Annotated in this window: 14 protein-coding genes and 2 pseudogenes; 8 read left to right on the forward strand and 8 right to left on the reverse strand. The window is 67.8% G+C overall.

The window, feature by feature from the left end:
* Positions 1-45 precede the first annotated feature (45 nt).
* Complete coding sequence (locus ACFYP5_RS35985) at positions 46-780, forward strand: PP2C family protein-serine/threonine phosphatase (RefSeq protein WP_389043686.1); 735 nt, start codon at positions 46-48, stop codon at positions 778-780.
* 235 nt (positions 781-1015) lie between these two features.
* On the opposite strand, the gene ACFYP5_RS35990 is transcribed toward ACFYP5_RS35985, so the two are convergent.
* From ACFYP5_RS35990 to ACFYP5_RS36000, 3 genes are all read right to left on the reverse strand, one after another.
* Positions 1016-1969, reverse strand: coding sequence for a 5'-nucleotidase (locus ACFYP5_RS35990; RefSeq protein ID WP_389043689.1), 954 nt, complete (start codon positions 1967-1969; stop codon positions 1016-1018).
* A gap of 557 nt (positions 1970-2526) precedes the next feature.
* Positions 2527-3843 (reverse strand): phosphatase PAP2 family protein, encoded by a 1317-nt coding sequence (locus ACFYP5_RS35995; RefSeq protein WP_389043691.1) that lies wholly within the window; start codon positions 3841-3843, stop codon positions 2527-2529.
* Positions 3844-4634: 791 nt separating this feature from the next.
* Positions 4635-5555, reverse strand: coding sequence for a helix-turn-helix domain-containing protein (locus ACFYP5_RS36000; RefSeq protein WP_389043694.1), 921 nt, complete (start codon positions 5553-5555; stop codon positions 4635-4637).
* 171 nt (positions 5556-5726) lie between these two features.
* Here ACFYP5_RS36000 and ACFYP5_RS36005 point away from each other — a divergent pair, with 171 nt between their 5' ends.
* From ACFYP5_RS36005 to ACFYP5_RS36015, 3 genes and pseudogenes are all read left to right on the forward strand, one after another.
* Positions 5727-6764, forward strand: a complete 1038-nt coding sequence (locus tag ACFYP5_RS36005) for an NAD(P)-dependent alcohol dehydrogenase (RefSeq protein WP_389043695.1) — start codon at positions 5727-5729, stop codon at positions 6762-6764.
* Positions 6765-7318: 554 nt separating this feature from the next.
* A complete protein-coding gene (locus ACFYP5_RS36010) occupies positions 7319-7924 on the forward strand; it encodes a hypothetical protein (protein WP_389043698.1) in 606 nt (201 codons plus the stop codon).
* A 166-nt stretch (positions 7925-8090) separates the two neighbouring features.
* A pseudogene (locus tag ACFYP5_RS36015) lies at positions 8091-8306 on the forward strand (IS256 family transposase); the annotation flags it as partial.
* A 94-nt stretch (positions 8307-8400) separates the two neighbouring features.
* Here ACFYP5_RS36015 and ACFYP5_RS36020 read toward each other — a convergent pair.
* Complete coding sequence (locus tag ACFYP5_RS36020) at positions 8401-9957, reverse strand: SpoIIE family protein phosphatase (RefSeq protein WP_389043701.1); 1557 nt, start codon at positions 9955-9957, stop codon at positions 8401-8403.
* A 105-nt stretch (positions 9958-10062) separates the two neighbouring features.
* Entirely contained in the window at positions 10063-11313 is a 1251-nt protein-coding gene (locus ACFYP5_RS36025; RefSeq protein WP_389043703.1) for a PP2C family protein-serine/threonine phosphatase, read from the reverse strand.
* 193 nt (positions 11314-11506) lie between these two features.
* On the opposite strand from ACFYP5_RS36025, the gene ACFYP5_RS36030 reads away from it, so the two are divergent.
* Together ACFYP5_RS36030 and ACFYP5_RS36035 are read left to right on the forward strand one after the other, a co-directional pair.
* Positions 11507-12232, forward strand: a complete 726-nt coding sequence (locus tag ACFYP5_RS36030) for a response regulator (protein ID WP_389043706.1) — start codon at positions 11507-11509, stop codon at positions 12230-12232.
* On the forward strand, positions 12229-13281 hold the full coding sequence (locus ACFYP5_RS36035) for a sensor histidine kinase (protein WP_389043709.1): 1053 nt from the start codon (positions 12229-12231) through the stop codon (positions 13279-13281). Before ACFYP5_RS36030 ends, ACFYP5_RS36035 begins: the two co-directional genes overlap by 4 nt.
* 186 nt (positions 13282-13467) lie before the next feature.
* Here the strand turns inward: ACFYP5_RS36035 and ACFYP5_RS36040 are convergent, their stop codons facing one another.
* Positions 13468-13965 carry a signal peptidase II gene (locus ACFYP5_RS36040; protein ID WP_389043824.1) on the reverse strand — a complete coding sequence of 166 codons (498 nt, stop codon included), beginning with the start codon at positions 13963-13965 and terminating at the stop codon, positions 13468-13470.
* Between the two features lie 105 nt (positions 13966-14070).
* Between ACFYP5_RS36040 and ACFYP5_RS36045 the strand changes: the two are divergent.
* Positions 14071-14623: pseudogene (locus ACFYP5_RS36045) on the forward strand (transposase); the annotation flags it as partial.
* A gap of 45 nt (positions 14624-14668) precedes the next feature.
* On the opposite strand, the gene ACFYP5_RS36050 reads toward ACFYP5_RS36045, so the two are convergent.
* Positions 14669-15676 (reverse strand): WGR domain-containing protein, encoded by a 1008-nt coding sequence (locus ACFYP5_RS36050; RefSeq protein ID WP_389043711.1) that lies wholly within the window; start codon positions 15674-15676, stop codon positions 14669-14671.
* Between the two features lie 562 nt (positions 15677-16238).
* On the opposite strand from ACFYP5_RS36050, the gene ACFYP5_RS36055 reads away from it, so the two are divergent.
* Entirely contained in the window at positions 16239-16706 is a 468-nt protein-coding gene (locus ACFYP5_RS36055; protein WP_389043714.1) for a ubiquinol-cytochrome c reductase iron-sulfur subunit, read from the forward strand.
* A gap of 250 nt (positions 16707-16956) precedes the next feature.
* On the opposite strand, the gene ACFYP5_RS36060 is transcribed toward ACFYP5_RS36055, so the two are convergent.
* Positions 16957-17334: a hypothetical protein gene (locus ACFYP5_RS36060; protein WP_389043716.1), complete on the reverse strand. Its 378-nt coding sequence runs from the start codon at positions 17332-17334 to the stop codon at positions 16957-16959.
* Positions 17335-17415 lie beyond the last annotated feature (81 nt).

The following is a 17415-nucleotide window of genomic DNA, read 5'->3' on the forward strand; positions in this document are numbered from 1 at the left end:
ACCCATCGCCAGCGCCAAGAACACCAACTGATCCGCGCCAACTCGGTGGCCGAAGCCCTGATGCGCACCCTGCTGCGGCCCCTGCCGCACCAGGTCGGACATGTGCTGGTCGCCGGGCTCTACAGTCCTGGCGAAGTCGGCACCATGGTCGGCGGCGACCTCTACGACATCCGCGCCACCAAGGCGGGCGAACGCGCCATCATCGGCGACGTGCGCGGCAAAGGACTTGATGCCGTACGCACCGTCGCCGACATCCTGGGCGCCTTCCATGAGGCCGCCTACGACCTCGGCGACCTGGCGGCCGTCGCGGCCCGGATGGAACGCCGCCTGATCCACGAGGCCGAAGAGCTCTCCGACGACGAACTTTTCGTCACCGCCGCCCTGGTCGAATACGACGCCCTCGCCCACCAGATCACGATCATCAACCATGGGCACATCGATCCCATTCTGATCTCCCGAGGCGAGGTGACCACGCTGACCGGCCCGCCGGCCCTCCCGCTCGGCCTGAGCACTCTCGACGGCGAACACCCCACCGCCTGCACCCACCGCTTCACCCGCGGCGACGTGCTGTTGCTGGTCACCGACGGCATCGTCGAAGCCCGCAATACGGCCGGGGACTTCTACCCCCTCCTCAGCCGGCTCCGCGACAGGTTCGCCGGCCGACCCGCCCCGGGCCCCGCCGACGTCGTCGACTTCCTCAACACCGACCTGCCGCGCCACACCCGCCAGCTCCACGACGACGTCGCCATCCTCGCCATCGGCCCCCACGGACACCTCTAGTTCGCCGGGTTGATGGTCGTGGCGGCGGTGACGTCCGATGCGACCGCTGGAGGCACGGTGGCTGAGCCTGGCCGTGTGCGCAGACTGACCGACCAGGAGGGGCACCGCCTGCATCAGATCGTGCGTCGGGGGCAGCACGAGTTCGGTGCGCTACGGAGGCGCCTGGGCTCGGGCGCCCATTACCGGCCGTGCCGATGCGAAGCCCCCGCATCGGCAGACAGCGGAGCGGGGAAGGCTACTCGGCAGCAGTCTGAGGGGCTTCCTGGTTCACCACTCCGAACGGGATATGGACGCTCGGCGTCGTATGCGATGTGTCTTGGAGATGGCTTTCCTGGTCGTCGAAGAAGATGTGCGGTTTGAGCACTTCCATGATCGAGCTCTTGTCGATTCCGCCGAGGAAGAAGGCGTCGTTGACCGTGACACCCCATTGGTTCAGGCTCGTGATAGCGCGCTCGTGCGCGGGCGCATTGCGGGCCGTGACGATGGACACGTGGACGCGGATCGCGTAGTCCGGGTCTTCCTTGCGCTGTTCCTCCTCGCGGCGTTGCAGCGTGTTCACCTTCCGGAGGAACTCCCGGAGCGGACCCGCGTCGTGAGGCGTGGCAACGTTCAGGGTCTCGTGATTGCGGAAGCCTTCTATGCCGTCCTGCTGGAACACGCGCTCCGACTCGTCGCCGGCGAGAACCCCGTCGAAGTCGAAGGCGATCCGCAGATCCTTGTCATCAGGATCGTCGGCGACGGCAGAGCCAAGGACACGGCCTGCCGGCAGCCCGGCGCCCGTAGCTTCGCGGACGTCGCCGTCGTCGGCGGACAGAAACAGCGACATGTGCAGCGCGCGCATGAACTTGTACGGCGAGCGCCCCTGCATGAAAATGGCGCGAGATATGGGCAGACCATGTGACCTGATGGATCGCATGACCCGAAGCCCTGTGTCGGGGTCGTTGCGGGAGAGAATGATGACCTCGACCAGTGGGTCACCTGCAGGGTTCAGATCATTCAGCGACAGGAGCCTGCGGATGAAGGTGAAGGCGACTCCGGGCTGCAACGTCTCATCCAACTTGGCCCGCTGATAAAGGCGGTAGCTCTCCTCACCCTTCTTCCGGAAAACGGCATCGGATTCCTTCAGGTCGAAGAGGGCACTGGAGGCGATTCCGATGACCAGCCGGTTTTCGAGGCTGTAGGACGGCACAGTCTCTCCCTGTCGTGTCCCGGAGGGAGTACTTGGTCCCTCGGTCGTGGCGGCCACTTTATCTTCACCTGTCTTTCTGATCCCAGGCTGCGCGGATAAGAGCACAGGAACGTGTTTTGATGCGGTGAAGAGAAGGCGCTGGTGGTCCGTGATCAGCTCGTGGGTCATGTGGTGGGCGGCTGTTACCGCGACTTTTGTGCTCTTGGGTAAGGTTCTCGATCAGCCGGCGGGGCTTGTGGGGTGCGCGGCGAGTGCTGTGCTGCTGATTGTGATGGGTGACGTCGGTGATCGACTGCGGCGGCGCTACTTTCCTCGCCGGAACGTGGGCTGACAGCCTCTTCAACGCCGACCCTGCGACGAGTGCAGCACCCGGGACACGGGGGAGTGGCCGATCACGCGCTCGGCGGACGCGGCTCACGGTCGATTCTCTCGGCGCCGCCCAGCAGCGTCCGGTGCAAGCGGCGTCTGGCGCTGAACAGTTCGATCCACCTCCGCCACACCCCAGCATCCCGGCCTCGTTCGGGTGGCGCTCAGCCCACAAACTTGTGCAACTCGGTTCAAACTAGTCCAGGTTGCGGTTCCGGTTGCCGCGCTGGTGCGGTCCTCGGTTTCCACAGTGCGTCGGCCTTTACGTAGCCGTAGACCACTGAGGTCGTCGCCAACATGAGAAGTGGTCCCGACACCCACGGATGCTGCGCCATCTCCAACGGCAGATAGCGATAAGACACCAAGAGCGCAGCGAAGACGGTTGCGCCGCAAACCACCAACTGGATCCCTGATCGATCCCAGCCGCGGTCGAGCGAGCGCAGAGCTGCCTCGATCGTGAGCGTGAACACCACGCCCGCGATGAGATCGGCGCCGTAGTGGTAGCCAAATCCCAGCGTTGCGCAGAGCGTGGCTATCAGCCAGAACGTCCCTGCGAATCGCAGCAGCCGGGGGCCCGTCCGGGAATGAATGAAGATCGCGGTAGCCCACGCTGTGTGCAGGCTGGGCATGCAGTTCCGTGGAGTGATCCCGTCGAATGGCATGTGGTGCGGGGCAATGATCGGCGTCGGCGTTTCCGGCCACAGGTTGGCCACCGCCCATTGCCCGCTGGGCGGCGTTTGCGACCACAGGCTGACCGTTGCCCAGTGCTCGGCGCCGGTGCCGTAGGCGAAGAGCGGTCCGACCACGGGGAAGATCATGTAGATGGCGGGCCCGAGGAGGCCGATCACCAGAAAGGTGCGCACCAGATGATGGCCTGGGAAGCGGCGCTCGACCGCCACGCTACGCAGTTGATACAGCGCGACGATGACCGCGGCCACCGCGAGCTGACCGTAGACGATGTCGAGAAAGTTGAAGCCGATCGGGCCGGTGGCCGTGACGATCCGGCCCACCAGCCACGACGGGTTGCCCAGTGCATGATCGGCGGTTGCCACGTACTGGTCGAGCACCGTTGGGCGGGTCTTCGAGGTGATGAGGAGCCAGGTGTCGCCGGTTTTCCGGCCGGCCACCAGCAGCAGGCCCAGCCCGACGCCCTTCAGGAGCAGGACACGTTCCTGGCCGGTTCGGCGAGTGACAGCGATGACCGCATAGCCCAGAAGCACCCACAACGCACCGTTGCCGAAGGGGTGGCCGCCGGTCATCTTGGCGTCGACCGCCCACCGGACCACCAGGAAGGCGGCGTCGATACCGATCGCGGCAGCAACCGCGATGAACCGTTGGCGCCAGGTGAGCACCACCATCATCAACGCCATACCGGCGTACAACAGGAAGCCTGATTTGGGGGCGAATATCACCTCTCGCGCCTGGTTGGTGATCGGCCCCGGCAGGCCGTAGCGACGTGCGGCGATCTCCAGCGCGATGAGGAATCCGAGGGCCGCGACACCCGCCACGACCCAGAGTCTCACCCGTGGTTGACGCCACACGGAGAACGCGGTTCTGCTGCTTATTCGCCAGAATGACTGTGATGGTATATATCTCAATTTTTCAGCCGATTTCTATTTTGTTAGAAGTCAGGGTGGATACGCTCTCCACCTTCCGGTCGGGGCTGCCTTCTCCCTCGCCAGACGCAGTCCGCTCGACGGGGGAAGACGGAAAGATCACCCCCCGGGTTCCGCCTCGTTCGTGGTGCGGCACGGGAGGCGTCGCCCGATCGTTCGCTCCGACTCGGCAAGGGCAGCACGGATCCTGGGTTGTCGACGTCCTGCCGCCGCGTTTCACTGCAGCCTCAGCGAACTCGTCGACCTGGACGTCCCGACCGCCTGGACCTGGTTTTGCTGTCATACGCCGATTATCCGGATCGCCGTGCACCGTGGCGGCGGCGGGCCATTTCAAGTCAGTGGCGCCCAGAATCGTTCCGCCGGCCTCGTGGTGTCGCGAGGCGCCACGTCGTGCGCGATGCGCTCGCTGGTAAGGAACGTCATGGAGCCGAACCGCCGGCGGCGGCAGAGCCGCTCACGTCCGGCGAAGGCGAAGTCATCGCGGACCTGGACTTCGCGCAGATCGACCTGCGAGCGCCTGATGGATGCGCGTGACCACCGCAGCCGCCGGGAACTGCTCAGCCTGCAGCGACCGCACGTCGGCGCCCCACGTTCACGAGGGGCGGCGGCCACGGGCCGGCCCGGACCACGCATAAGGCGGAAGAGGCCCGCTCCTAGTCAACTCTCCGATGATCAGTGAGAGTTCAACGACTCCCACTTGCCGACGTGCCCGTTCCTGCCTGTGTCGCGTCCGTGCCCCAGCTGGCCAGCAGTCGCAGCGCCTCCGCAGACGGCGACCCCGGTTCGGCGTGGTATGTCACCAGCGACTGCTCGTGATCGTCGGCCAGGTGGAACGACTCGAGGCGGAGATCGAGTTCGCCGACGAGCGGGTGCCGCAGGTGCTTGATGCCGTGGCACTTCTCCTTGACGTCGTGGGTGGCCCACAGCCGCCTGAACTCCTCGCTTTTCACGGAGAGTTCGCCCACCAGCGTGGAAAGCCGCGGATCGTCCGGATAGCGGCCGGCGTCCATGCGTAGCTGGCAGACGATGTCGATCGCCTTCTGCTCCCAGTCCACGAACAGGTCGCGGTACTCGGGCCGCAGGAAGATCAGCCGCGCCCAGTTCCGCTCCTGCGCCGGCAGCTCCGCCCAGTCGCCGAAGATCGCCGCGGCCATCCGGTTCCAGGCGAGGATGTCCGAGCGCCGTCCCACGACGTACGCCGGGACACCGTCCATGGCGTCCAGCAGCGTTCGCAGGGTGCCCCGCACCTGCTGGCTGCGGCCGGCCGGCTTCTTCTTCTGCTTCGGCTTCGCAAGATGCGTGAGATGGGCATGCTCCGCGTCGGTCAGCTGGAGCGCGCGGGCGATGGAGTCGAGGACCTCCGCCGACACATTGCGCCCGTTGCCCTGCTCCAGGCGTGTGTAGTACGCGACGGACACCCCGGCGAGCTGGGCCAGCTCTTCGCGCCGCAGCCCCGGCACCCGGCGGTGCCGCCCGAAGTCCCGCAGTCCCACATCCTCGGGCTTCAGCCGGGCCCGCCGCGTGCGCAGGAACTCGCTGAGCTCGGCACGCGGGTCCAGGGCGCCGGCGGCGGGCTCGTGCACGGGTTCGGGGTATTCGTCCATGACTCAAGTATTCACGGTCCCACGCACACCATCCTGACCCCGCCAGTAGTAGGACCAGCGGACGTACGCAAAGCCGTGGCCTGGGTGAATGCCGGATCGTTCGACACGCTGGAGACCGTGCCCGGCCGGAAGGCAGCCGGGCGCGACACCACCGCTAGGAGAACCCTCGGCATGACCACTGTTGCTGCGTACGCCGCCCCCGCCGCCAAGGCTCCCTTGGAGCGCACCACCATCGAGCGCCGCGCGGTCCGCGAGTTCGATGTGCTGATCGACATCAAGTTCGCCGGTATCTGCCACTCGGACATCCACCAGGCCCGCGAGGGCTGGGGCGAGGCGATCTTCCCGATGGTCCCCGGCCACGAGATCGCGGGCGTCGTCTCCGAGGTCGGCCCCGGTGTGACGAAGTTCGCCGTCGGCGACCGCGTGGGCGTCGGCTGCATGGTCGACTCCTGCCGTGAGTGCGACAACTGCAAGGCCGGCCTCGAGCAGCACTGCACCGGCATGGTCGGTACGTACAACGCCATCGGCAAGGACGGCGAGCCCACCTACGGCGGCTACTCCACGCATGTCGTCGTCGACGAGAACTTCGTCGTCCGCATCCCCGACGGCCTGTCCCTGGACGTCGCCGCACCGCTGCTGTGCGCGGGCATCACCACGTACTCCCCGCTCAAGCAGTGGGGCGCCGGTCCCGGCAAGAAGGTCGCCGTGATCGGCCTGGGCGGCCTCGGCCATACGGCCGTCAAGATCGCGCACGCGCTCGGCGCCGAGGTCACCGTCCTGTCCCAGTCCCTGCGCAAGAAGGACGACGGCCTGAAGCTGGGCGCCGACCACTACTACGCGACCAGCGACCCGAAGACATTCGAGGGACTCGCCGGCTCCTTCGACCTCATCGTCTCCACGGTGTCGGCGCCGCTGGACTTCGGCGCCTACCTCGGTCTGCTCCGGACGGGCGGCGCCCTCGTGAACGTGGGCGCCCCGGAGGAGCCGGTCGCCCTCCAGCTGTTCTCCCTCATAGGTGGCAACAAGATCCTCGCCGGTTCGATGATCGGCGGCATCGCCGAGACGCAGGAGATGCTGGACTTCTGCGCCGGGCACGGGATCGGCGCGGAGATCGAGCGGATCGCCGCCTCCGAGATCAACGAGGCGTACGAGCGGGTGCTCGCCAGCGATGTGCGGTACCGGTTCGTGATCGACGCGGCAACCATCTGAGACCGGCCTGAGGGCCCCGGCGGACGACCCGCCGGGGCCCTCGGCGTGTCGCCTACGCCGCTCCAGGAGCCACATCAGGCACGGCCCCACGACCAGCGCAGTGACCGCCCCGACCGGAATCTCCAGCACGGGGTGCCCCTATCCCTTCGGGCCGAGGCGGTGGGTCAGGATGGCGACATGACCGCCTGGGTCCGTACCTCCTACGAAGACGAAGATCTGTGGCTGTTTTTCGAGGCCGCTGACGAAGGCTGGGCGGTGCGACAGGTTTAGGTCCGAAGCCAGGACCTGCGACCGGTGACGGCGGCCTCTCTGGAAGTGCTGCACCAGCCCATGTCCCTCGCGACCGTCGGCGGCAGAGCTGCGATCGAGGCCGGCTGGTCGACGACCATCAGGACGATTCCGTGCTCGGCCTGGAGTTTCGCGAACAACTCGCGGAGCTCGGGCTCAGTGTTGGGGAGGAGCTTGTCGAAGGCGGTGGGTACGGCGTCCCGCCCTCCCGATCGGGGTATTCGTGCGAGCGAGCGTCGATGCCCTACCGGAAAAGGAGCACGCCCATGCGCCTCTACGCCCAGACCCCGGCTCGTCGGAGCCGGCAGGTCCTCGCAGACCTGATCGCGGCGGCCCTGATCTACGCCGCGGTGAAGCTGGCCTTGGCCGTGAACGACGCGATCAGGCGACTGGCCGAGCCGGGCCGCAAGGCGGAAGACGCCGGCAACAGCCTCTCCGACGGACTCGTCGACGCGGGCGACGCCGCCTCGAAGGTGCCGTTCGTCGGAGGCCAGCTGAAGAAGCCGCTCAGGTCCGCCGCCGAGGCCGGCACCGGGCTGGCCGACGCAGGTCGTTCGCTCCAGGACACGGTGGGCCACGTGGCGACGCTGACCACGGTCGCCCTGATCGTCATCCCGGTGGTGTTCGTGCTGCTGTTGTGGGTTCCCCCGCGCCTGCGCTGGATCCGCCGCAGCGCCGTCACCCGGCGCCTCGCCGCCGGTCCGGGCGGCGCCGACATCCTCGCGCTGCGCGTCCTCACCGGCTCGCAGCGCGAACTCGCAGCGCTGCCCACGCCACCCGGCGGCCTCGCAGAGGCTTGGCGGCGCGGCGACGAAAAGGTCATCGCCGACCTGGCGGCGATCGGCCTGCGGCAAGCGGGTCTACGCGCCTGACGGGTGATGAGCGGGCGGGACCCGGGCCAAGCCGTCCCCCTCCGAGGACAGGCTCACCCATGGGCAACGGTGACGTTCCCTTTGCTGACGGATTGGGCCGACGACAACGGTGGAGCCCTCGTGGCCGACGACGCCGAGCGGCAGGGGAGCGTGCCGATCAGGTCCCGACGCGAACGAGTGCGTCAACGCAAGGATCCGGATGGGAGGTCGAGGCCCGGGCTCACTTCCCCGACGAGCGGACCGCGTTGAAGTGCGCTACGTGGCGATCATGTCCCTGGACTCCACCGGCAAGGGCCCGGCCCGCTGGACCATGCGCCGGAAGACCGCGCTGAGCGCCTTCGACATCATCTTCGACGGCCGGCACTCCGCAGCCCGTCAGTAACTCCGACGACCTGGTTGCACTGCTCATCTGACAGACTCCTCTGCTGCTGCAGGCGGTTCCTCGAACATGTGGGCCACGGTTCTGAACGACATGCTCAGGCCGTGGTGGTGGCTTGGTCGGGTTCGGGTGTCTGCTCGGTCCAGATGGTCTTGCCGTAGTGGTTGTGGCGGGTTCCCCAGTGTTCGGCGAGTTGAGCGATGATGAAGAGTCCGCGCCCGTTCTCGTCGAAGGTACGGGCCCGGCGCAGGTGCGGCGAGGTGCTGCTGCCGTCGGCGACCTCGCAGACCAGGCTGCCGGCGTGGTGGATCAGGCGCAGCTGGATGGGGGGTTGGGCGTGGCGGATGGCGTTGGTGACCAGCTCGCTGACGATGAGTTCGGTGGTGGGGGCGACGTCCGCCAGGCCCCAGGCGGCGAGTTTCTCCGCGACGTGGGTGCGGGCGTGGGAGACGGCGGCCGGGTCGTCCGGCAGGTCCCAGGTGGCGACGGTGCCGGTGTCCAGGGCGTGGGTGCGGACGGCGAGGACAGCGGCCTGGGTGTGGGGAGAGTGGGACAGGGCGTCGAGGGCGGATCGGCAGGTGGCGTCCAGGCTGGGATGAGGCCGGGCGACTGCGCTGAGCAGCTCCTGACTGACGGGTTCATGGGCGCTGGTGCCGGTGCGACGGGTTCGGGGCGCGGGGCTGCTGCCGGTGAACAGCAGGAGCAGGCTGCCTTCGGGGAGGTCCAGCTCGGTGGTCTCGAAGGGCAGGCCCGTCCGCCCCAGAAGTGGGCCTTCGGGCAGGTCGACGGTTGTGACCGTACCGTCGGGTGTGACGACGGCGGGTGAGGGGCCGCCGGCGCCGGCGAGCGTGCAGTGACAGGTGACCGGATCGTAGATCGCGTACAGGCATTGGGCGCTCACGGTGTCGGTGGTCCGGGTGTCGGGCCGGAGCCGTGCGAGGACATCGTCGAGATGGGTGAGCAGTTCCTCGGGCTGCAGGTCGATGTCGGCCAGGGTGCGTACCGCGGCGCGGAGTTCGGAGGCGGTGGCGTCGGCGCCCGGCCCGGCCACGGTGCCGGCGACGAGCCCGACCCGGGCGCCGGACAGCGGGATGGCGTCCAGCCAGTGGGCGTGCATGCCGCGGCGGTCGGATCCGGTCCGGTAGTTGCCGGCCAGCTCCACCACCGCGGGTTGCGGCAGCGTTGTGGGCAGGGTGCCGGGTGGTGAGGCCAGAACGGCACGCGGTGCGTCGGGGGCGCTGTCGACCGGGTGGGTCAGGTCGGACTGGTTCCGGGTGGGCGTGTGCGGCAGATGCTGCCGCGCCAGGCTGACGACGAGGCCGAGGGCGAAGGAAAGGGCGACTGAGGCGATGACGACCGTCCGGCCGCCGTCCGATACTCCGCGGATGCCGAAGCCGTAGGTGGCGATGCTGGCAGCCAGTGCAGAGATTCCGATGATCAGGGAGCGCCGTATGGGCAGGAGGGCTGCGGCGACGAGGGGGGCGAGCACCGAGAGTCCCGACCAGCGGACGAGGCCGCCTGCGGAGTCCTCGAGCTGCACGGCACACGACGCGCCGATGTAGACGATCAGCAGCGCACACAGCCGCCCGTTCAGTTGCGTGACGGTCATCGTCGTCATCCGCGCGTTCAGTGACATGGCGGTCATCGTCGTCATCGCCTTTCCGTAAGTGGTGCGTCGTGCCGGGCGCACTGTGGATGCCAGGTGCTCCTCCCGGCCCGGGATGGCGGCCTTGGCGGGTTGCGCGTCACGGGTGGGCCTTCATGGGGTGGGTGTCAGCTCGGAGGAGGGTGGAGCGTGGCCTGTTCCTGGCTCCGGGGTGCACTGGATGGCCACCAGAGCGAGGTCGTCCTCCAGACGTCCGCCGGTGTGGATGTCCACGTCGTGGTTGATGTGGTGCAGCAGGGTGCGCGGGCATTCCCAGGTCCAGGTGGAGGCCCGCTCGAGGATCGGGTAGAAGCCGCCGGTGGCGTTTCGGGCCTCGATGATGCCGTCGGTGTAGAGCAGCAGGGTGTCTGTGGGGCCGAACTCGAAGGTGTCGACGTGGTAGGCGTCGGGGGCGGTGCCGGCCAGTCCGAGAGGTGGTGCGGGATGAGGTATGGGCAGGGCGGTCACCTGGCCGCGTCGACCCCGCAGGGGTTGGGGGTGCCCGCAGCTGATGACCTGGGCGAGAGACGTCTCGTCGGGGACTTCCACCAGGAGTGCGGTGATGAAGCGCTCGCTGCTCTCGGGATCGCTGTCGGTGAGCTGCGCCAAGTGCCTGCGGACGCTGCGCTCCAGGGCGGCAGTCAGTTCCGGAAGCGTGGCGTGCTGGTAAGCGGCCTCGCGGAAGGCGCCGAGAAGGGCGGAGGCGTCCTCGACGGCGGGCAGGCCCTTGCCACGGACATCGCCGATGAGGAAGCGGGTCGCGCGGTCGGTCCGGGCGGCGGCGTACAGGTCGCCGCCCACCAGGGCGTGCGCCGCGGCCGCTCGGTACGTACAGGCGACGCGCAGCGGGCCCAGCTGTCGGGGCAGGGGGCGCAGCACGACTCGCTGGGCTGCCTCGGCCACTGCCCGCACCTGGGTCAGTTCCCTCAGGTCGCGGTCGTGCACGGCCCGGGCGGCGACGACGAAACCCGACACCACGAGCAGGGCGCCGATGTGGATCGGCAGCAGCGGCGAATGCAGCAGGCCGTCGTGGCGGTCGACGACGAACATCGCAGCGCTGGCGACCAGGGCGGTGCCTGCGGTGAAGCGGGAGCTGGCGAACGCTGCCGTGGAGGTGGGTGCAGCGACCAGGAGAGGGGAGAGGTGGATGGCCAGGGGAGCGAAGGTGGCGGCCAGAGTGATTGCCGTGATCAGCGCGACCGGGGCGGCCACCTGGGCGAGGGTGACGCCCGCCCGCGTACGGCCATGCGCGAAGGGGAGAGGCCACGGATGCCACGCACGGCCGCTGCCGGTACTCCCTTCGGCGGTCGCACGCTTCGGCCTGCCGACGCCGGTCCGGGAGAGCGGGAGAGTGGAGTGGATCATGACGGGCTACCTCAGGGGAGAGGGGGTGCGCGCTGCGGTCCTTTGAGCCTCCGCCCGCAGGACGGCGAGCACATCGGGGTAGACCCGCAGCGTGTGTCCGCTTCTGCGCCGTTCCCGCATACTTTCAGCGGGTTTCCCGTATGTGTGCCGACAGCGGCTGCTCGACTGCCACAGCGGATCTACCGTTGCAGCTATGGACGCCCCCAGCTCCACCCCGTCCCGGCAAGGGCCCCCGGAGGTGACCGTCGTACTGGCGGACGATCATCTGGTGGTCCGGGCCGGAATGCGGCTCCTGCTGGCCCAGGACCCCGCATTCCGGATTGTCGCCGAGAGCGACACGGTCCCCGACACCCTCGACGCCGTGCGCCGGCACCGTCCGCGGGTGCTGGTCCTGGACCTGACCATGGCCGGCCAGTCGAGCCTGCCCATGATTCCCGCGCTGCTCACCGCTTCACCCGGCACGCGGATCCTGGTCCTCACGATGCAGGAAGACCCGGCGTTCGCCCGGGAGGCGCTACGCAGCGGCGCGGCCGGTTACCTGCTCAAGGAGGCAGCCGCCGAGGAATTGCTGGCCGCCGCACACCAGGTCGCCGGCGGCGCGACATACGTCCAACCGGTGCTGGGAGCAAGGCTCGCCGTCGAGACGCCGGGACCTGCCGACCAGGAGCCGTTGTCCGTGCTGGGTGCCAGGTTTGCCGGCGAGACGCGGGGCTCTGCGGACCAGGAACCGCTCACCGTACGCGAGGCCGAGGTCCTGTCGCTGCTGGCACTGGGCCACACCAACCAGGAGATCGCGCAGCGTCTCCACGTCTCCGTCCGGACGGTGGAGACCCATCGCTCCCGGATCCGGGACAAGCTCGGCAAGGAAACCCGGGCGGAGCTCATCGCCGCCGCCCGCGAGCGCGGCCTGGTGGCATGAGAGGACCGCGCCAGCCCCGATGGGGCCTTGCCCTGCAGGCGGTGGGAACCTGTCTGCTCGCGGCTGCGGTGGCTCTGGAGATCACCGACCAGCCGTTGCCCTCCGAGCTGGCCCTCTCCCTCGCCGCTGCCACCCCCTATCTCGCGGCAGCGCCGCTGTACACCGCGGGACGCCGGAGCTGGATGGTGGTAGCCGGCGCCATCGCGCTCATGCTCGCCGTGGCCAGCCTGGTCCGCATCACCGAGCAACCGCTGGTGAACGCCCTGCACGTGCTCCCGCTGCTCCTGATCGCGTACACGGCCTCCACCATCCGCAGCGCGACCCACCGCGACCGGAACTTGCAACGCGAACGTGTCCGAGCCCGCCACGACGGCGCAGAGCGCGAACGCCGCCGCTGGGCCCGTGAACTGCACGACGACATCCTCCAGGAACTCGGCGCCGTGCAGGTGGTGCTCTCCTCCGCCGCCGCCGACGGCAGCCCCGAGGCCATGCACAGCGCCATCGAACAGGCACGCACCCTGGTGGGAAACCAGATCACCTCGCTGCGTCACCTGATCACGGATCTGCGTCCCTATGCGCTGGACCAACTGGGACTGCGCGCGGCCCTGGAAGCGCTGTGCCGGCGCACCTCGGAGACCTTCGGCATCCGCGTCGATCTCCGCATCGATCCGCAGGGCGCCGACATCAGCGACCGGCTGACCTCCGAAGCACAGGCCCACGTGTACCGCATCGTGCAGGAGGCACTGACCAACGCGGTGAAACACGCCCAGGCCACACAGATCACCGTCGATATGGAGGCCGACCACCATGGGGTGACGCTGACCGTTACCGACAACGGACACGGAATGCGCCGACCGCCGGACTCCAGGCGCTGGTCCGTCCTGCGCGCGGCCACACCCCCGGCCTCCACCGTGCGAGGAGTGGGACTCTCCGCCATGCACGAGCGCGCAGACCTCATCGACGCCCAGCTCACACTCCGCAGCGTTCCCGGAAAGGGCACCACCATCACACTGAGCGTGCCCCACGCCCCTGGCCATGAGCAGCCTTGAGGCGGCGCTCCCCGCATCGAACAGCCCCACCCCGGAGGCGTGTCCACCGGCGACAGGAGGATCGTTCGAGGTCAACCGCAGCGCGTGGACGTGGCGCCGCCTGACCAACGTGCAGCAGCGATCGCAGTCATGCAGGGACGGGATACGAGCTGTCATCCGACCGGGGCAGCGGTCTGCGCTGCGTTGTCACCGCTCCAGCGCACGATTCCCGAGGCCGCTCGTAACGACGGAGCGCATGGGAACACCTCGGAAGGTTTGGATGAGGACGACCGCGGCACCGGCGGTCACACACTGGTCGGCGAGGTTGAAGATCCCTGACCCGCCGAACTGGATGAAGTCCAGCACAGCGCCACGACCGAATCCGGGGGTGCGGAATATGCGGTCGGCGAGGTTGCCGCCGGCGCCCGCGAAGATCAGTCCGAGACCGACCGCCCAGCCGGTGGACCGGATGGAGGGGGCGACCCGGGCGATGAGGATGAGCACGACGATCGCCAGGAGTGTGAAGACAAGGGTTGCGCGGGGCGCGAATGAGCCGGCCGCTCCGGAGTTGCGGAAGGCGGTGAAGGTCACCGCACCGCCCAGGAGGTGCCTGGCTTCATGGCCCTCGACGACAACCGCGGCGATCGCCTTCGTGATCTGGTCCACGGCGAATCCTGCCGCCGCAATCTTCCACAGCAGATACATCCGCTGCACCGCCCACCTCCTGATCGCTGGCCGTCCTCCACCGAGCGTACGGGTAGCTCTCGACGACGAAGGAGGCGCAGGTGATCGACACCGCCACCTGCACCCGTGACCGAACCGCTCTGGGAACAATTCGCGTTCCTGCTGCCCGAGCGGCCTGAGTTCCATCCGGACCATCCACTCGGCTGCCACCGCCGACGCATCAGCGACCGGATCGTCTTCGACAAGCTGCTGCAACTGCTGCGCTTCCGCTGCTCCTACGAGGCGATCGCCGACACGACCTGCTCGGCCACCACGATCCGCAGCCGCCGTGACGAGTGGATATGACTCGGCGTGTTCGCCCAGCTCAAGCAGACCGCGCTGTACTCCTACGACCGGATCGTCGGCCTCGTCCTCGATCAGATCGCCGTGGACGGCTCCATCGCCAAGGCGCCCGGAGACGGCGAGGTGGCCGGTCACTCACCGGTCGACCGCGGCAAACAGGGCCTCAAACGGGCATGACGGATGGGTACGGCATTCCCCTGGGCCGTGTCCTGGCCGGCGCCAACCGCCACGACTCACCGCTGCTCGCCCCGACCCGGACCGCCTGGACGACCTCGGGCCGTTACCCGACGACATCACCGTGCACCTGGACGCGGGATACGACTCGGACAAGACCCGCCGAGCCTTCGACGGATCCCGTATATGTCCCAGGCCGACACCCTTGTCACGCGTGGGCGGAGTCGCCCAGCAGGAACCGGTCGATCTCGGCGGGGGTCTCTTGTGTGAGGTCCGCCGACGTGAGCGCCAGGACATCACGTCGGTAGTTACGGATCTCCAGCCAACTGCCGGGTAGGGCGTCCGTCAGCAGCCGGATCCCCCGTTCCAGCATCGATCGCGGGTAGACCTTGAACGTCTTCTCCCGCACTGGCTTCTCGCTTCGCAGGTCGAATTTCAGATCGATCACGGGAAAGGGCTCACGGTCCCAGGTGGTCGAGGGCATCGAGTCGCGCCCTTGGAGCCGAGCCTCGACGAGTGTCTCGCCGTCCTCGTCGCCGATCTCGCGGTCGAGGATCGGGATGGCCTGACCAAGTCGGCCGCCGTACCGGTTATGACACAGCGAGGGGGCACAGAACAGCACATGATCGAACTGGCCGATGAGGGAAGGCAGGGGCACCTTGCGGTGGGAGTGGCCGCTGAACGCCAGCTCGAGCCGGGGGCGGATGAAGTCGAGGAAGGCCGCTACGTTGTTGGGATCGTGGCCGGGCTCCTTCACTCCGAAGTGCAGGCCCCGGCGCTCGTCCTTGCTCAGGACGAGGTAGTCGTAGAAGGGGCCGGGCCCGGCCTTGAAATCGTGGAACTTCGCGAACACCCCTTCGTTGCCCGCGATCGGCTCGTAGCCCGCCCAGTAGAAGTCCCAGGCGCCCTCATACCTCTTCTCCTCCTGCGCCCGCATCACGTCGAGCAGTTTGGCGTCTGCCATGACATCGGCGGCGGCCGTGGCCGCCTCAATGGCGGCGCCCGATGCGACCTCGACGTACCCCTGACGTCTCTTCTCGCTGACCTTCCTGGTGAAGTGATGCTTGGCGTGCGCCTCGTCATCGAGCGTTGTGCTCGACCTCTGCGTCTGGCCGCCCACCTGCCCCCAGGCTATGTGACAGCGGATGCCGTCGAGGCTGATCTTCCAGTGCCGCATGACACCACCGCTGCTCTTCTCGAAATACTGCGCCTCCACGCTGCCCCTATCACCTTCCGCAACTGATATCCGGATGATGTCACGGCGACAGATCTGACCCGGACTCGGTCAGCCAGGACGGCAAGACAGGCACAAACACGCGTCAGTAATCACGGAACGACACCGCTCAAGGCTGCAACTCACCTGCCTGCCCGTTATCCCCGATGTTCCTATCCGCGCGGGGTCTTATCGAAGTACTCCGTGGCCGCGCGTCCAGACCGGAGCGTGAACTGGCCGGTCAGATGAGAGGCGGCATGGATACGGAGAGCAACATCGGAATGCGTCACGGACAACCATTCTCCCCGGCAACGCCGCCGAGTCAGGACACCTTCTCCCCGCGCGGGGACATTACAAGATCGCCCGGACAGGTTCTCGAAATATCAACATCGGTGAGCCTGACCTCGTCGCTCATGGCGATACCGAGCAGCGGGCAGTACGGGGCTTGTGGCACTTGGGCGAGCCTGCCGCCAGGTTGCTAGGACCTCGGGGTTCGCGGGGTGACGATGCCTGTGCCGGGAGCGGAGGGTTCACGGTGTTGTGGCCACCACGCAGGGAGCAAGTCATGCATGCACGGCGAAGGACGGTCCTCACGGCAGGCGCGGCGGGGGCCGCGGGGCTGGTGACCGCTTGTGGCTCGTCCGGGGACGGGGACAGGAGTACGGCCTCGGCACCGGAGACCTCCCGGGCCGCGAAGCCGAGCGCCAGGGCAGGTGCAGCGAGCGCCGATGGTTCTGTTCCGGGAGGCGAGGTTCTCGGCAAGGCTTCGGATATTCCGGTCGGAGGGGGCAAGATCTTCGAGGAGCAGGAAGTTGTGGTGACCCAGCCCAAGGAGGGCGAGTTCAAGGGTTTCTCCGCCGTCTGCACCCATAAGGGGTGCATCGTCGTCTCGGTCAGCGATGGCACCATCAATTGCCCCTGCCACGGCAGTCGGTACAGCATCACGGATGCGGCGGTCGTAGCCGGTCCTGCGCCGGAGCCGCTGGCTGTCGAACGGATCACCGTCACCGGTGGCACCATCCGGCTCGGATGACGGGTCTTGGGACTTCGTGAGCTCGTATGTCTCCGTATCGCGCACTGCCTTGGTGATGCTGCCCGGTATCACCATGAGCGACGCTCGCAGAGGTCTGTCTGAGTAGAGCCATCGGTCGAGAAGCTCCGGCCAGGTGAATCCCGCGTATCCGTCGAAGACTGCTGGATCGGTCTTCCTCAGCTCCGGCGAGCAGGGAAAGCTCAGCGAGAGCTCTCTTCGTCCTCTTCGGCTGCGCTTCACCCCGACCGGCTCATCGTGGATCAACCAGGTCGAGCGGTGGTTCGGCTAATTGGCCCACCAGATGATCCGTCGTGGCGCACACAAGAACATCCAGGCTCTGGAAGCCGATGTCCGGGCACGGGTCGAGGACTGGAACGAATACCCCAAGCCGTTCATCTGGACCAAGACCGCCGAGGAGATCCTCGACTCCCTCGCCCGCTTCTGCCGACGGATCTCTGGCGCAGGACACTGGGTCGCCGTGGAGCGGCTGTCGGAGACCCTGCACGTTCCGATCCCGGGCGACGGGAACGCATGGCCGACACACGACATGCGCAGCTTCGATCCGGCCCAGTTCCACCAGGCCCGGGCCGGCCTTGAGGTGTACGGCATGCAGCTGCGGGTGCTTCACCGAGTCTCCTCAGAGCATCGCCGGTTCCAGAACCGCGCCAGCCCCAGGGGGCCGGGGGTATGGGGTGATCCGCTCGGGTTA

The sequence above is a fragment of the Streptomyces sp. NPDC005262 genome (genome assembly GCF_042872425.1).
Lineage (GTDB): Bacteria > Actinomycetota > Actinomycetes > Streptomycetales > Streptomycetaceae > Streptomyces.

Coding starts and splice junctions, on each gene's coding strand:
- ACFYP5_RS36035 (WP_389043709.1), top strand. CDS start 12,229: ATGAGAGGACCGCGCCAGCCCCGATGGGGCCTTGCCCTGCAGGCGGTG.
- ACFYP5_RS36005 (WP_389043695.1), top strand. CDS start 5,727: ATGACCACTGTTGCTGCGTACGCCGCCCCCGCCGCCAAGGCTCCCTTG.
- ACFYP5_RS36000 (WP_389043694.1), bottom strand. CDS start 5,555: ATGGACGAATACCCCGAACCCGTGCACGAGCCCGCCGCCGGCGCCCTG.
- ACFYP5_RS36020 (WP_389043701.1), bottom strand. CDS start 9,957: ATGACGACGATGACCGCCATGTCACTGAACGCGCGGATGACGACGATG.
- ACFYP5_RS36025 (WP_389043703.1), bottom strand. CDS start 11,313: ATGATCCACTCCACTCTCCCGCTCTCCCGGACCGGCGTCGGCAGGCCG.
- ACFYP5_RS36030 (WP_389043706.1), top strand. CDS start 11,507: ATGGACGCCCCCAGCTCCACCCCGTCCCGGCAAGGGCCCCCGGAGGTG.
- ACFYP5_RS36055 (WP_389043714.1), top strand. CDS start 16,239: ATGCATGCACGGCGAAGGACGGTCCTCACGGCAGGCGCGGCGGGGGCC.
- ACFYP5_RS36010 (WP_389043698.1), top strand. CDS start 7,319: ATGCGCCTCTACGCCCAGACCCCGGCTCGTCGGAGCCGGCAGGTCCTC.
- ACFYP5_RS36040 (WP_389043824.1), bottom strand. CDS start 13,965: ATGTATCTGCTGTGGAAGATTGCGGCGGCAGGATTCGCCGTGGACCAG.